This is a genomic window from Microbacterium esteraromaticum (assembly GCF_028747645.1).
Classification (GTDB): Bacteria; Actinomycetota; Actinomycetes; order Actinomycetales; family Microbacteriaceae; genus Microbacterium; species Microbacterium esteraromaticum_C.
The window spans coordinates 1,914,231-1,928,085 of record NZ_CP118100.1; the positions used below are offsets into that span (position 1 = coordinate 1,914,231).

The 13,855-nt window shown below is 67.7% G+C and carries 13 protein-coding genes; 3 read left to right on the plus strand and 10 right to left on the minus strand.

From position 1 onward, the window contains the following. Window positions 1-8: 8 nt before the first annotated feature. A complete protein-coding gene (gene rpmA / locus PTQ19_RS09005; protein ID WP_179410600.1) occupies window positions 9-266 on the minus strand; it encodes a 50S ribosomal protein L27 in 258 nt (85 codons plus the stop codon). A gap of 19 nt (window positions 267-285) precedes the next feature. Further along, on the minus strand, window positions 286-594 hold the full coding sequence (gene rplU, locus PTQ19_RS09010) for a 50S ribosomal protein L21 (RefSeq protein ID WP_179410599.1): 309 nt from the start codon (window positions 592-594) through the stop codon (window positions 286-288). Window positions 595-808: 214 nt separating this feature from the next. On the opposite strand from rplU, the gene PTQ19_RS09015 reads away from it, so the two are divergent. After that, on the plus strand, window positions 809-1,084 hold the full coding sequence (locus PTQ19_RS09015) for a DUF4031 domain-containing protein (RefSeq protein ID WP_206549630.1): 276 nt from the start codon (window positions 809-811) through the stop codon (window positions 1,082-1,084). Here the strand turns inward: PTQ19_RS09015 and PTQ19_RS09020 are convergent. Beyond that, window positions 1,040-3,334 carry an Rne/Rng family ribonuclease gene (locus tag PTQ19_RS09020; RefSeq protein ID WP_274367082.1) on the minus strand — a complete coding sequence of 765 codons (2,295 nt, stop codon included), beginning with the start codon at window positions 3,332-3,334 and terminating at the stop codon, window positions 1,040-1,042. The genes PTQ19_RS09015 and PTQ19_RS09020 overlap by 45 nt on opposite strands. A 263-nt stretch (window positions 3,335-3,597) precedes the next feature. Between PTQ19_RS09020 and PTQ19_RS09025 the strand changes: the two genes are divergently transcribed. After that, window positions 3,598-4,209: a vitamin K epoxide reductase family protein gene (locus PTQ19_RS09025; protein WP_274367083.1), complete on the plus strand. Its 612-nt coding sequence runs from the start codon at window positions 3,598-3,600 to the stop codon at window positions 4,207-4,209. A 74-nt stretch (window positions 4,210-4,283) separates the two neighbouring features. Here the strand turns inward: PTQ19_RS09025 and ndk are convergent, their stop codons facing one another. Genes ndk through ileS form a run of 4 tightly spaced genes read right to left on the minus strand, consistent with a single transcriptional unit; the run spans window position 4,284 to window position 9,814 of the window. Continuing rightward, the gene (gene ndk / locus PTQ19_RS09030) at window positions 4,284-4,697 is read right to left on the minus strand and encodes a nucleoside-diphosphate kinase (RefSeq protein ID WP_179410596.1); all 414 of its coding nucleotides are present in this window, start codon (window positions 4,695-4,697) and stop codon (window positions 4,284-4,286) included. Window position 4,698: 1 nt separating this feature from the next. Further along, complete coding sequence (locus PTQ19_RS09035) at window positions 4,699-5,097, minus strand: DUF4233 domain-containing protein (RefSeq protein ID WP_224817970.1); 399 nt, start codon at window positions 5,095-5,097, stop codon at window positions 4,699-4,701. After that, window positions 5,094-6,446, minus strand: a complete 1,353-nt coding sequence (locus PTQ19_RS09040; RefSeq protein WP_274367084.1) for a bifunctional folylpolyglutamate synthase/dihydrofolate synthase — start codon at window positions 6,444-6,446, stop codon at window positions 5,094-5,096. The genes PTQ19_RS09035 and PTQ19_RS09040 overlap by 4 nt, the downstream gene beginning before the upstream one ends. After that, on the minus strand, window positions 6,443-9,814 hold the full coding sequence (gene ileS, locus PTQ19_RS09045) for an isoleucine--tRNA ligase (protein WP_274367085.1): 3,372 nt from the start codon (window positions 9,812-9,814) through the stop codon (window positions 6,443-6,445). The genes PTQ19_RS09040 and ileS overlap by 4 nt, the downstream gene beginning before the upstream one ends. Window positions 9,815-10,093: 279 nt before the next feature. Between ileS and PTQ19_RS09050 the strand changes: the two genes are divergently transcribed. After that, window positions 10,094-10,744: a pentapeptide repeat-containing protein gene (locus tag PTQ19_RS09050; protein ID WP_274367086.1), complete on the plus strand. Its 651-nt coding sequence runs from the start codon at window positions 10,094-10,096 to the stop codon at window positions 10,742-10,744. Between the two features lie 79 nt (window positions 10,745-10,823). Here PTQ19_RS09050 and PTQ19_RS09055 read toward each other — a convergent pair whose 3' ends face one another. Genes PTQ19_RS09055 through PTQ19_RS09065 form a run of 3 tightly spaced genes read right to left on the minus strand, consistent with a single transcriptional unit; the run spans window position 10,824 to window position 13,798 of the window. Next, entirely contained in the window at window positions 10,824-11,765 is a 942-nt protein-coding gene (locus tag PTQ19_RS09055) for an ArsA family ATPase (protein WP_338000573.1), read from the minus strand. 17 nt (window positions 11,766-11,782) lie between these two features. Continuing rightward, window positions 11,783-12,058, minus strand: coding sequence for a cory-CC-star protein (locus PTQ19_RS09060; RefSeq protein ID WP_425313208.1), 276 nt, complete (start codon window positions 12,056-12,058; stop codon window positions 11,783-11,785). 12 nt (window positions 12,059-12,070) lie between these two features. Further along, window positions 12,071-13,798, minus strand: coding sequence for a carbon starvation CstA family protein (locus tag PTQ19_RS09065; RefSeq protein ID WP_274367089.1), 1,728 nt, complete (start codon window positions 13,796-13,798; stop codon window positions 12,071-12,073). Between the last annotated feature and the right edge of the window lie 57 nt (window positions 13,799-13,855).

A 13,855-nucleotide genomic window follows, 5' to 3' on the forward strand; every position in this document is an offset into this window, starting at 1 on the left:
TGCTGTGCTTACTGAGCGGCAGCGACGATGTTGACGACCTTGCGGCCGCCCTTCGTGCCGAACTCGACGGCGCCCGACTCGAGGGCGAACAGCGTGTCATCGCCACCACGACCGACCCCAGCGCCGGGGTGGAAGTGGGTGCCGCGCTGACGGACGAGGATCTCGCCGGCGTTGACGGTCTGACCGCCGAAGCGCTTCACGCCGAGTCGCTGTGCATTGGAGTCACGACCGTTGCGGGTCGAGCTCGCGCCCTTCTTATGTGCCATGTCTGAGCCTCTTCCGTGCTTACTTGATGCCGGTGATCTTGACGCGCGTGAGCTCCTGGCGGTGGCCCTGACGCTTCTTGTAGCCGGTCTTGTTCTTGTACTTCTGGATGACGATCTTCGGGCCGCGGAGGTCACCGATAACCTCGGCGGTGACCTTGACCTTCGCCAGCTTGTCAGCGTCGGTGGTCACCGTGGCGCCGTCGACGAGGAGCACGGCGGGAAGTTCGATCTTCTCGCCCTGGGCAGCCTGAACACGGTCGAGCTGAACGATCGTGCCGACCTCGACCTTCTCCTGCCGTCCACCGGCGCGCACTACTGCGTAAACCACTTCATACCTGTTTCGTTGGGGAGCGAGTCGCTCCGAGAATCTCACGGGAAGACTGTTGCTTGCGTTCGACGCCATCGCGACGGGTGCGGACGCAAGACTTCTCCTGCAAACATCAAAAGCCGACAGGGGTCTCGCACCAAAGGACAACTTTACCGGATGCTGCCCGATGCCGCAAAGTCGACGTCACTCATTCGCTCCAGCCTATGCTCGGCGTATGGCCGTACTCGTCGATGACCCGATGTGGCCGGCGCACGGCCGGCTATGGGCGCACCTCGTCAGCGACGAGAGCCTCGACGAGTTGCACGCGTTCGCGGCCGCGCAGGGCATTCCGCAACGCGCTTTCGATCGCGACCACTACGACGTTCCCGCCGACGCCGTGCCCCGCTTACGCGAAGCGGGTGCACAGCACGTCAGCGGCAAGGAGCTCACTCGGCGGCTGATCGGGTCAGGACTGCGCGTCCGCGCCCGGGACCGGCGTCGACTGCTCTGAGCCCGAGGCGGATGCCGACCCAGGCGTCAGCATCGCGGTCGTCACACGACGACGGTTGCGCCCCTGCCCCGGGGCCTTGGGTTCCGGAAGCGCATCGAGCACCGAGTCGAGCAGTTGCTCGGCCTCGCTGCGCGGGGCCTTGCGCTCGGTGTTGCGCTTCTTGCGCGGCTTCTTCGGCCGCTCGGCAGCCGGCTCAGCCGCAGGCTTCTCATCGGCCACGGCAGCGTCCGTCGTCGGTGCGTCCGCCGTCGGTGCGATGGTGGATGCGGCAATCGCCGCAAGAGCCGACTTGGCGCCTTCGGTGATGCTGTGGGTGCCACCGTTGGCCGCCGCGGGCTGCGAGGCCTGCTGCTGGTTCTGGCTCTGATTCTGGTTCTGCTGCTGCGAGGAGGACTGCGATCCGCCGCGCGGACGACGGCCCTGGCCGCCATTCGATCCACCACCACGGTGCTTGACAACCGGGTCGTGATGCACGATCACGCCGCGACCGGCGCACACCTCACACGCCTCGCTGAAGGTCTCCAGCAGTCCGAGGCCCAGCTTCTTGCGCGTCATCTGCACCAGCCCCAGCGAGGTCACCTCGGCGACCTGGTGCTTGGTGCGGTCACGGCTCAGGCACTCGACCAGGCGGCGCAGCACGAGGTCGCGGTTGGACTCGAGCACCATGTCGATGAAGTCGACGACGATGATGCCGCCGATGTCGCGCAGACGCAGCTGTCGGACGATCTCCTCAGCCGCTTCGAGGTTGTTCTTGGTGACGGTCTCTTCGAGGTTTCCCCCCGAGCCGACGAACTTTCCCGTGTTGACGTCGACGACGGTCATCGCCTCGGTGCGGTCGATCACCAGCGAGCCACCCGAGGGCAGCCAGACCTTGCGGTCGAGCGCCTTCTCGATCTGCTCGGTGATGCGGTACGCGTCGAACGGGTCGACCTCGTCGGTGTAGGTCTCGACGCGCTCGAGCAGGTCGGGGGCGACGCTCTCGAGGTAGGCGCGGATGGTGCGCTGTGCGTCATCGCCGTGGATCACCATGCGGGTGAAGTCCTCGTTGAAGACGTCACGGACGATCTTGACGAGCAGGTCGGGCTCGGCGTGCAGCAGCGCCGGCGCCTGCTGCGAGGCGACCTGCTTCTGAATGTGCTCCCACTGCGAGGTGAGGCGCTGAACGTCGCGGGTCAGCTGCTCCTCGGTCGCCCCCTCGGCAGCGGTGCGAACGATGACACCGGACGACTCGGGCAGCACCTCTTTGAGGATGCGCTTGAGGCGCGCGCGCTCGTTGTCGGGCAGCTTGCGCGAGATGCCGTTCATCGATCCACCGGGGACGTACACCAGGTAGCGTCCCGGCAGGGAGATCTGGCTGGTCAGGCGAGCACCCTTGTGCCCGACGGGGTCCTTCGTGACCTGAACGAGCACCCGGTCGCCGGGCTTGAGCGCGAGCTCGATGCGGCGCGGCTGGTTGCCGGTCTGGACACCGTCCCAGTCGACCTCGCCCGAGTACAGGACGGCGTTTCGACCGCGGCCGATGTCGACGAATGCCGCCTCCATGCTGGGCAGCACGTTCTGCACGCGCCCGAGGTACACGTTGCCGATCAGCGACGCGTCCTGATTGCGTGCGACATAGTGCTCCACGAGCACGTCGTCCTCGAGCACGCCGATCTGCGTGCGTCCGTTCTTGGCGCGCACGACCATCATGCGGTCGACGGACTCCCGACGCGCGAGGAACTCCGCCTCGGTCACCACAGCGCGCCGCCGACCGGCGTCTCGGCCGTCACGACGGCGCTGCTTTTTGGCCTCGAGGCGCGTGGAGCCCTTGATCGCCTTCGGCTCGGTGATGTACTCGACCGCGCGCTGGCGCTGACGCGGCTCCTCGTGACCGTCGTCACCCTCGGATCCGCGACGACGACGTCCGCGGCGGGATCCTCCCGGGCCGCGATCGTCTTCGTCGACGTCGTCGCGCCGAGGACGGGCCGGCAGCGCCGTGATCTGCGGGGCGTGGAAGTGCAGTTGGGTGGACACCCGCGAGACGAACACCTCGGGGATCAAGCCCAGGCTCACCGCCGTCACCGGCTTGGGTTCCTCGGGCTCTGCGGGCTCGGATGCCACCGGTGCGGCCTCCTCGTCGGGAACCACCTTCAGCGGATCCGTCACGACCTCGGCGTGAGCCGATGCCTCGACTGCGGTGCCCTCGACTACCGGCTGAGCCGGCGTCGTGTCGAGGGTAGGGGTGTTCTTGTCATCGTTCTCTTCGGCCATCTCTGGCTTGCTCCCTGAGCGGGCACTGCGTGCTCCGCGAAAATTCGTGCGGCGAACTGCGCCGCTGATCAATCGGCGTGTGATCGGCTCCTGCCGGATCACGAGGGGCATTCGGCCCCGAAGTCTTGTCGATGCCATCGCGAGTGATCGCGACGTCCTCTGCAGTCATTATCGCACTACGTGGGCTCGCACGTCGCACCCCGGTTCATGGCGCGCGTCGCGCCTCGCCGCGCGCACATAGGAGACGCTGGGATAATCGCGGAATGACCACGCAGCGTCCCCGCTATCTCGGATACGGAATCTGGCTCATCGTCGCGGCTGTCCTGGGGTGGTGGGCCGCATTCCAGCTCACCGTCGAGAAGCTCTTCCTGCTCGAGAATCCCGGTGAGCAGACCAGTTGCTATGTCAGCGTCATGCTGCAGTGCGACAAGAACCTCAGCTCGTGGCAAGGAGAGGTGTTCGGATTCTCGAACCCGATCATCGGCCTCACCGGGTGGATGGCCGTGCTGGTCATGGGCGTCGCCGTCATCGCCGGCATCCGCTTCCCCCGCTGGTTCTGGGCACTGTTCGGTGCCGGTGTCACCGGCGCCGTCGTGTTCGTCGGCTGGTTGATCTACCAGAGCATCTACAACCTCTCGGTGCTCTGCCCCTGGTGCATGGCGACCTGGGCGGTCACCATTCCGACTTTCCTCGCGACCGCGGTGCATCTGCTGCGCAACGGCACGCTCACCCGCAACGCGCAGACGAGAGCTCTCGCCGAGCGCTTGATGGCCTGGGTTCCGCTGATGACGATCGTCGCCTATGCGATCGTCATCGCGATGGCGCAGCTGGCCGGCCTCGACCTGCTCGGCGAGGTCGTGGGAATGCTGTTCTGATCCGGGCCGACTGAGCCGCCCCGGGCACGAAGAAGGGGACGTCCCGCAGGACGTCCCCTTCTTCGTGTTCTGCGTCAGAACCAGATGCTGAGCTCGCGAGCCGCCGACTCGGGGCTGTCGGAACCGTGCACGAGGTTCTGCTGCACGGCCAGGCCCCAGTCGCGGCCGAGGTCGCCGCGGATCGTGCCGGGAGCGGCCGTGGTCGGGTCGGTGGTACCGGCGAGCGACCGGAAGCCCTCGATGACGCGGTTGCCGGCGAGACGGATCGCCACCGACGGACCCGACATCATGAACTCCATCAGCGGCTCGTAGAACGGCTTGCCCTCATGCTCGGCGTAGTGAGCGGCGAGCCGGTCACGGTCGGGCTCGACGAGTCGCAGGTCGACGAGCGCGTAGCCCTTCGCCTCGATGCGCGCGAGGATCTCTCCCGTCAGGCCGCGGGCGACGCCGTCGGGCTTGACGAGGACGAGGGTTTCTTCAGTGGCCATGTCATTCGCTCTCTGTGTGAGGTTCTGCCGGCGGGCCCGACGGACGCTGTCGGTCGATGCGGGCCCCACCGATCGTCGCATACCCCCACATGCCGCCGAAAATCAGAGCGACCACGACGATCGCCGGTACCAGCAGTCCTGCGAGGGCGATGACGACCTGCAGCGCCCAGCCGGCCGGGATCGCCCACGGGCGCGTGATGGCACCGGCGACCACGATCAGCGCCACGGCCACGATGAAGCCGCCGGCGATGCCCCACCACTGCGGGATGTCACCGGGCACCGCGCGCAGACCGAACACGGTGAGCCCTGCCAGGATGACGACGATGGCCTCGGAGCCGAGCACGATCGCGCCGAGCTTCTGCACAAGGGTGCGCGGCGGCCGCGCCTGACGTGCGCTCACGCCCGCCACCCCGACTTCCAGTCCTCTTCCTCGGACAGCAGCAACGCCTCACCGGCCAGCACGATGGATCCGGCGATCACGACCGCGCGGCGCTCCGACGAGGCCGCCCACTCGCGTGCGGCATCCGCGGCGTCCGCCAGAGTCGCGTGCACCGTGGCGCGACGCCCCCGCGCCTCGACCAGGTCGGCGATGGCGTCGCCCTCTTCAGCGCGTGCCGACTCGGGTGCAGTCGCGAACACCTCGGCGACGGCCGGCAGCAGCCGGTCGATGATGCCTCCGGCATCCTTGTCGTCGAGAACACCGAGCACCAGACCCCACTCGTCGAAGTCGAAGCTGTCGTCCAGCGACTGCGCGAGCGCGGCCGCACCGTGCGGGTTGTGCGCAGCATCCACGACCACGGTCGGCGCGATGCCCACCAGCTGCAGGCGCCCGGGGGAAGTAGCCGCTTGCAGACCGTCGGTGAGGATCTCACCGGGGATGGCGCGCTCCGCGCCGCCGATCAGCGACTCCACCGCAGCGACAGCCAGCGCGGCGTTGTGCCCCTGGTGTGCGCCGTACTGCGGCAGGTACTCATCGACGTACTCACCGGCGATGCCCTTGATCGTCAGCAGCTGCCCGCCGACGGCGAGCTTCTGCGCCGCGAGACCGAACTCCTGGCCGTCGAAGGCGATGCTCGCCTGACGTTCGGCGGCGACCCGCCTCAGCACCTCGGCGGCCTCGGTGGGCTGCGCGGCCGAGACGACCGCGGCGCCGTCCTTGATGATGCCCGCCTTCACCTCGGCGATCTCGGCGATGGTCGCGCCGAGACGATCGGCGTGATCGAGATCGATCGGCGTGAACACGGCGACATCACCATCCGCGGTGTTCGTCGAGTCCCACGACCCGCCCATGCCGACTTCCAGCACCAGCACATCGACAGGGGCATCCGATGCCGCCACGAATGCCAGCACCGTGAGCAGTTCGAAGAACGTCAGCGGCTCTTCGCCGCCCGCCTGCAGTTCGGCGTCGACGATCCCGATGAAAGGCTCGATCTCGTCCCACGCATCGGCGATCGCGGCGTCGGCGATCGGCTCGCCGTCGATCATGATGCGTTCCGTGAACCGCTTCAGATGCGGGCTGGTGAACAGGCCGGTGCGCAGGCCGTGCGAACGCAGCAGGCTCTCGATCATGCGCGCCGTGGACGTCTTGCCGTTCGTGCCGGTGATGTGCACCACCCGGTACGTGCGCTGCGGGTCGTCGAGTAGCGTCAGGATGCGCTCGACACGCTCCTTGCGCGGCTGCACCCAGCGCTCACCCGCCCGGCTCAGCAGCGCCTCGTAGACAGCATCCGCTCGTTGTGTGTCGCTCATGCGTCCTCCTCGGAGACGGTGCGGTCGATCGTGACGACGATCGGCGACTTCGCCGAGCCGAGCGCGCGTGCTCCGCTGCGGAAGACGCCTTCGCCGGGGCTCTCGACGTCGTCGACGAGCTGGTCGATGTCTTCGCTCGCCTGCACCGCGAAGCCGACCGCAAGCGTCTCAGCGGCGATCAGCGCGGCGTGCGCCTGGAGCGCTGCGGCGTCGGCCGGGGCGACGTTCAGCGCGAGCGCGATGCGATCGCTGACGTCGAGGCCGGCGTTCTTGCGCGCCTCCTGCACGACCCGGATCGCGTCACGTGCAAGACCCTCGGCCTCCAGCTCGGGCGTCGTCACGGTGTCGAGCAGCATGAACCCTCCGCCGGGGACGATCGCCAGGGCCTCGCCCTCGGGGCGTCCGGAGGTCTCCAGCGCCAGCTCGTACTCGGCGGGCTCCAGCGCGATGCCGTCGACGGTGACCACGCCGTCCTGCTCGGTCCAGAAGCCGTCCTTCGCGGCGCGGATGATCCGCTGCACCTCCTTGCCCAGGCGCGGGCCGGCGACGCGGGCGTTCACGCTGAGGCGGTGGCTGATGCCATACTCGCCGGCAGTGCCCTCTTGCTGTGCGACCAGCTCGACGGCCTTGACGTTGAGCTCCTCACGCAGGATGCCCTCGAACTGCGCCAGATCAGCGGCCAGCGGCGAGACGACGGTCAACCGTGCGAGGGGCAGGCGCACACGTAGCTTCTCGCGCTTGCGCAGGGCGTTGCCGACGCTCGACAGCTCGCGGACGGCATCCATCGCGTCACGCACATCATCCGCGGCGGGGAACGCGTCGGCGTCGGGCCAGTCGGTCAGGTGCACGCTGCGCCCGCCCGTCAGACCCTGCCAGATGCGCTCGCTGATCAGCGGGACCATCGGGGCCGCCACGCGGGTGAGGGTCTCGAGCACGGTGTACAGCGTGTCGAAGGCCTCGCGGCTGGCCGGGTCGTCGTTCACGCCCTCCCAGAACCGATCGCGCGAACGACGGATGTACCAGTTGGTGAGTACCTCGACGAACTCGCGCAGCCGCGCCGCGGCCGTGGTCGAATCGAGCCCTTCCAGATCGGCCCGTACCTCGCGGACGAGATCACCGAGACGCGCCAGGATGTACCGGTCGAGCACGTCGGTCGAATCGGTGCGCCACGAGGCCTCGTAGCCGCCCGACGCGTTGGCGTAGGTCGCGAAGAAGTACCACGAGCTCCACAGCGGCAGCAGGAACTCGCGCACGCCCGCCCGGATGCCCTCCTCGGTGACGGCCAGGTTGCCTCCGCGCAGCACCGAGCTCGACATCAGGAACCAGCGCATGGCGTCCGACCCGTCCCGATCGAGCACCTCGCTGACGTCCGGGTAGTTGCGCAGCGACTTCGACATCTTGTACCCGTCGTTGCCGAGCACGATGCCGTGGCAGCTCACACCGGTGAAGGCGGGACGCTCGAACAGCGCGGTCGAGAGTACGTGCATGACGTAGAACCAGCCGCGGGTCTGCCCGATGTACTCGACGATGAAGTCGGCCGGCGCGTGCGCGTCGAACCAGTCCTGGTTCTCGAACGGGTAGTGCACCTGTGCGAACGGCATCGAGCCCGAGTCGAACCACACGTCGAAGACGTCCTCGATGCGGCGCATCGTGCTCGTGCCGGTGGGGTCGTCGGGGTTCGGCCGCGTCAGGTCGTCGATGTACGGCCGGTGCAGGTCGACCTCGCCGTTCGGACCGGTCGGAAGCGCACCGAAGTCGCGCTCCAGCTCTTCCAGAGACCCGTAGACGTCGACGCGCGGGTACTCGGGGTCATCGCTCTTCCATACCGGGATGGGCGAGCCCCAGTACCGGTTGCGGCTGATCGACCAGTCGCGCGCGCCCTCGAGCCACTTGCCGAACTGGCCGTGCTTGACGTTCTCGGGCACCCAGGTGATCTGCTCGTTGTTCGCCAGCAGATCGTCCTTGATGTCGGTCACGCGGATGAACCAGCTCGAGACCGCCTTGTAGATGAGGGGGTTGCGGCAGCGCCAGCAATGCGGGTACGAGTGCTCGTAGCTCTGCAGACGCAGCAGGCGCCCGGCGGCACGGATCAGGCGAACCAGTGGGGTGTTGGCGTCCATCCACAGCTCACCGGCGACGTCGGTGACGCTGGATAGGAAGCGCCCGCCATCGTCGAGCGAGATGATCGTGGGGATGCCGGCGGCGTTCGCCACGCGCTGGTCATCCTCACCGTACGCCGGAGCCTGGTGCACGATTCCGGTACCGTCCGACACGGTGACGTAGTCGTCCACCAGCAGGCGCCATGCACTGTCGGTGCCCCAGGTCTCGGCATCCGCGTAGTAGTCGAACAGGCGGTCGTAGGTGACGTCCTGCAACGCCGCTCCGAGATGCGCTGCCTCGATCGCGGCGTGCGCCTCGTCGGCCGACTCGTACCCGAGATCCTTGGCATAGCCGCCGAGCAGCTCACGCGCGATCAGGTAGCGGTGCGCCGCACTCTCGGCGACGTCGTCGCCCGGCACGATGTCGGCAGCCCCCTGAGGGCCGGCCGGCACGACGACGTACTCGATGTCGGGGCCGACGGCGAGCGCGAGGTTGGTGGGCAGAGTCCAGGGCGTTGTCGTCCAGGCGAGCGCGCGCACTCCGGTGAGCCCGAGCGATTCGGCCTTGGCGCCGGTGAGCGGGAATGTCGCGGTCACCGATGGATCCTGGCGCATCTGGTACACGTCGTCGTCCATGCGCAGTTCGTGGGCGCTCAGCGGCGTCTCATCACGCCAGCAGTACGGCAGCACGCGGTAGCCCTCATAGGCGAGGTTCTTGTCGTAGAGCGTCTTGAACGCCCACAGCACGCTCTCCATGTAGCCGAGATCGAGCGTCTTGTACCCACGCTCGAAATCGACCCAGCGCGCCTGACGGGTGACGTAGTCCTGCCACTCGTGCGTGTAGGCGAGCACAGAATCACGGGCCTTGGCGTTGAAGACGTCGATGCCCATCGCCTCGATCTCGCTCTTCTCGGTGATGCCGAGCTGCTTCATCGCCTCGAGCTCGGCGGGCAGGCCATGGGTGTCCCACCCGAACACGCGGTCGACCTTCTTGCCGAGCATGGTCTGGAAACGCGGGAACAGGTCTTTGGCGTAGCCCGTCAGCAGGTGGCCGTAGTGGGGCAGTCCGTTCGCGAACGGCGGGCCGTCGTAGAAGACCCACTCGTCGGCGCCCTCGCGCTGCTCAATCGAGGCGCGGAAGGTGTCATCGGACTTCCAGAAGTCGAGCACGTCGCGCTCGATCTCGGGGAAGCGCGGGCTCGGAGTGACGGCGGCCGGGCCGAAGGAGCTCTGCGCTCCAGAGGCGGCGGAGGTGCGCGGGTAGGTCATGTCATCTCGCAGGGATCGTGTCGGATGCTGCTGCGAGGACGACCCGCGCTGTCGCGCGAACCGCGGTACCACCTCACGTGCTCGCACGCGGACGCGCGAACCACTCTCACTGCGGCGCTGACGGGCCTGCCCCGCTCGGTTCTAGTGGCTTCGGTCGCGTTGCTGGTCGAAGCGTTCTTCCGAGAGCTCCCCGGTGATGGCCGGATCTGCGCTGGTTCGCCCATTCTACGTCGTTCCGGCGGTGCACACCATGTCGCCGGTCCGGCATAGGGTCGGCCCATGGCATCCCGCACTCCCGCCCCGAAGCCCCCCGTCGTATCCGCCCCCGTTCTGCCGCGTCAGCTGGCCGATGCCGCCCCTGCCCCACGTGCGGACATCGTTGCCGCGCGCATCACTCTGCAGGACACCACGGACCTCACCCACGCCACCGTCGAGCAGTGCGTCATCGAGGGGCAGGCGACAGATGTCGACATGCGCTGGAGCACGATGTTCGACGTCGAGCTTGCAGACATCCGCGTCGCAGCACTCCAGGCCAGGGCGTTGAACGGCCGCCGTATCCGCATCGTCGGCGGCCGGATCGGCACTCTCGACCTCACCGACGCTCGTTTGTCTGAGATCGAGCTGCGCGACGTGCGCATCGACTACCTCAATCTCGGGGCCGCCCGGGTCGACCATCTGCAGGTCACAGGCAGCAGCATCACAACACTCGACGTGCCGCAGGCCGTGCTGTCGCGCGTCGCGTTCGAGAACACCCGATCCGATGAGGTCGACCCCCGTGACATGCGCGCCACCGATGTCGATCTGCGCGGCCTCGACGCACTCTCGTACATCGACGTGACGTCCCTGCGCGGCGCGACCCTCGACGGGCACCAGGTGCAGATGCTCGCGCCCGCGCTGGCCGCGGCGGCCGGCATCCGCGTTCTCGACTGACCACGGTGGGCCCTCTCAGACGGGGCGGCCCGCTGCCAGCAGCTCGACCGTGAACGGCACCGACAGACCCGCGAGCGCGTCAGCCGGCGGCCTCGAGCAGATCGGCGATCCGCGCCAGTGAATCCGCTCCGGTCAACTCGCCCGCGACGAGAGGCACCTCGAGAAGGGCCACGCTGGGCACCCGGTCGCGAACGCGGGCAAGGTGCACGTCCTCACCGCGGCGTCGAATGCGCAACAGCTCGCCGGCGTCGGCTGGCGAGCGCCGGTTGGCGATCAGCGCCGTCACCTCAACGTGCATCGCGCGCAGGCTGTCGACGACCTCGAACGTCTCGGCGACCGGAAGCGTCTCAGCGGTGAACACGACGACGAATCCCGCGCGCTCCGGGTCGGCGATCGCCTTCTGCAACGCGTCGAAGCGGTCCCGTCGCCGCTGCAGGGTGCGCCGCAACTCTGCCTGCGCGTCGGCCTGCGGGTCGCTGCGCCCGGTGAGACCGCGCATCGCCGCCGAGAAGCGTTCTGAACGATCCCGGTTGCGCAGCAGCGTCTCGGTCCATCCCGCCAGCTGCCCGGGCAGCGCTAGTAGACGCAGAGTGTGCCCGGACGGCGCGGTGTCGAAGATCACGGCGTCATAATCGGTGCGCCCGAGTTCTGCCAGCTCGGCGATGCGCTCCAGCACCGCCGATTCATGACTGCCCGGAGCTTCACGGGCGCGGTCGAGATGTGCACGCGCAGCGCCGTGCTGCTGCTCGGGCAGAAGCTGCAGCATCGTCTGTTCGACAGCGGTCAGATGACGCGCGATCGTCGCGTGCGGATCGATCTCCACGCCGTGCAGCTCGCCCGACTCGAACACAGCCAACTGCACCGGGGCGTCACCCACCTCGCGCTCCCAGAGGTGCCCGAGGTTGTGGGCGGGGTCTGTCGACACCACCAGCACGCGCTCCCCCGCACGTGCCCTGGCCAGGCCGAGCGCCGAGGCCAGCGAGGTCTTGCCCACACCCCCCTTACCGCCGATGAACAGCATCCGACGGCGGAGTCCTTCTAGCAACATGCGACGTGGTCCAGAGGTGATCGGGGCATGCCCATGCGGCGGTGCCAGTCGTGGAAGTCCGTGGCTAGCAACGGCATCAGCTCAGCGCTGTAGTACGCGACGGGATCGGGCACGCCCAGCGCCTCACCGAGCACGATGAGGGCGAACAGGTCGTCCTCATCCCGCTGCTCACGGGCAAGGGTCTGCCGGTAGGGGCCCGCGTAGTACTCCGCGAGCCCCTCCCGGAAGGCGGCCCAGCGCTGTCGCCAACGCCGGGCCGCGGTCACATCCGACACGGATCAGACCTCTTCACGCACCGCCTGGAGTTGGGCGTCCTCGTCCTCGTCCTCGGCGGGCCCGGTGGCTGCACGTCGCATGGCGAGCACCGCTTCGATGGCGACCCACACGCTCGCAGCGATGATGACGACGTCCAAGGTGAACAGCAGCCAGTCCGGGTCGGTCGGCGAGGCGAACGCCGTGAGCTGCTGGATCGCCGCCCAGAACGACAGCCCGAACACCAGTACCAGCGGAATCAATGCTGGCAGCGGGTTGCGACGCTTGCGCAGCAGCATGACCGCGACGATCGACAGGGTGAGGGATGCCATCAGCTGGTTGGTCGTACCAAACAGCGGCCAGATGCGCAGACCGCCATCGCCGCCGAGGCCCTGCGAGAAGGTCAGACCCAGCCCCACGGCCACGACGATCAGAGTCGCCGGCACCTTGGTGATGCGCACCTTCATCGAGTCGCCGATCTCTTGCACGACGAAGCGCAACAGTCGCATTCCGGTGTCCATGGTTGTCGCCGCGAAGAGTACGGCCATGGTAGCCAGCACCGTCGCGCTGAGCGACACCGGCAGCCCGAGCCCGGCGTTCATGATCGCGCCGCCGCCGTTGACGAACGCGGTGACACCGCCGGCACCGAACGAGCTGTACACCTCTTCCCATTCCGCAACCGTGCGGAACCCGGCGATCACGGCCAGGATCGTACCGAGCGAGAGCAGCCCCTCGCCGACGGCGCCAAAGTAGCCGACGAAGCGTGCGTCGGTCTCCTTGTCGAGCTGCTTCGACGTGGTACCCGACGAGACCATGCCGTGGAAGCCCGAGATCGCGCCGCAGGCGATGGTCACGAACAACAGCGGCACCATGCTCGGTGTCCCTTCCGGAACGGCCGTGTTGATCGCGGGGGCCACGATCTGCAGCCCGCCGGATGAGAAGAGAGTGGCGGTGAGCACCGAGCCGAACAGCAGGATGAGCCCGACGAACAGCTGCACGCCGTTGATGTAATCGCGCGGCTGCAGCAGCACCCATACCGGCAGCAGCGAGGCGATCGCCCCATAGACGAACAGGGCGACGATCCAGAACGTCGCAGGCCCCATGCCGAGGAAGTCATCCGGAAGTACGACGGGCATGCTGTCGCCGAGCACGATCAGACCGTACAACGCGCTGACGCCGACGATGGTGACCCACAGCAGCGGCCAGCGCAGCCGGTACACCGCGACGCCTACCAGCAGCGCCACGACGATCGCGCCCCACACGGGAATAACCGCGGTCGGCGTGCTGATCAGCAGGTTCTTGATCACGACGGCGAACGCGGCGATGACCATCAACAGCAGCAGGAAGATGACGACCAGGAACAGGCTCGCCCCGCGCTTGCCGATGTACCGCGCCGACAGGGCGCCGATCGACCGGCCCTTGTTGCGGTTCGACGCCCAGAGCGCGCCGAGGTCGTGCATACCGGCGAAGAAGACCGTTCCGATGGTGACCCACAGGAAGGCCGGCACCCACCCCCAGATCACCGCGATGGCGGGTCCGACAATGGGCGCCGCACCCGCCACAGAGGTGAAGTGGTGCCCCCAGAGGATGAACTTGTTCGTCGGAACATAGTCGACGCCGTCATTGAGTTCATGCGCGGGAGTCTTGAAAGCTGGGTCGAGTCGATACACTCGGTTGGCCAGATACCGTGAGTAGAAGAAGTATCCGCAGGCGAAGACCGCGAGCCCGATCGTCATCAGAAGAACGGGAGACATGGTTGATGCTTCCTTTCCGGCGGTGACCTCGGCGTCACCATTGCCCCAAAGGTAGCA

Bases quoted from the DNA above. Each gene is read 5' to 3' on its own strand.
- PTQ19_RS09040 (WP_274367084.1), bottom strand. From the start codon at position 6,446: ATGAGCGACACACAACGAGCGGATGCTGTCTACGAGGCGCTGCTGAGC.
- PTQ19_RS09015 (WP_206549630.1), top strand. From the start codon at position 809: ATGGCCGTACTCGTCGATGACCCGATGTGGCCGGCGCACGGCCGGCTA.
- rpmA (WP_179410600.1), bottom strand. From the start codon at position 266: ATGGCACATAAGAAGGGCGCGAGCTCGACCCGCAACGGTCGTGACTCC.
- PTQ19_RS09025 (WP_274367083.1), top strand. From the start codon at position 3,598: ATGACCACGCAGCGTCCCCGCTATCTCGGATACGGAATCTGGCTCATC.
- PTQ19_RS09050 (WP_274367086.1), top strand. From the start codon at position 10,094: ATGGCATCCCGCACTCCCGCCCCGAAGCCCCCCGTCGTATCCGCCCCC.
- PTQ19_RS09020 (WP_274367082.1), bottom strand. From the start codon at position 3,334: ATGGCCGAAGAGAACGATGACAAGAACACCCCTACCCTCGACACGACG.
- PTQ19_RS09065 (WP_274367089.1), bottom strand. From the start codon at position 13,798: ATGTCTCCCGTTCTTCTGATGACGATCGGGCTCGCGGTCTTCGCCTGC.
- ileS (WP_274367085.1), bottom strand. From the start codon at position 9,814: ATGACCTACCCGCGCACCTCCGCCGCCTCTGGAGCGCAGAGCTCCTTC.
- ndk (WP_179410596.1), bottom strand. From the start codon at position 4,697: ATGGCCACTGAAGAAACCCTCGTCCTCGTCAAGCCCGACGGCGTCGCC.
- PTQ19_RS09055 (WP_338000573.1), bottom strand. From the start codon at position 11,765: ATGCTGTTCATCGGCGGTAAGGGGGGTGTGGGCAAGACCTCGCTGGCC.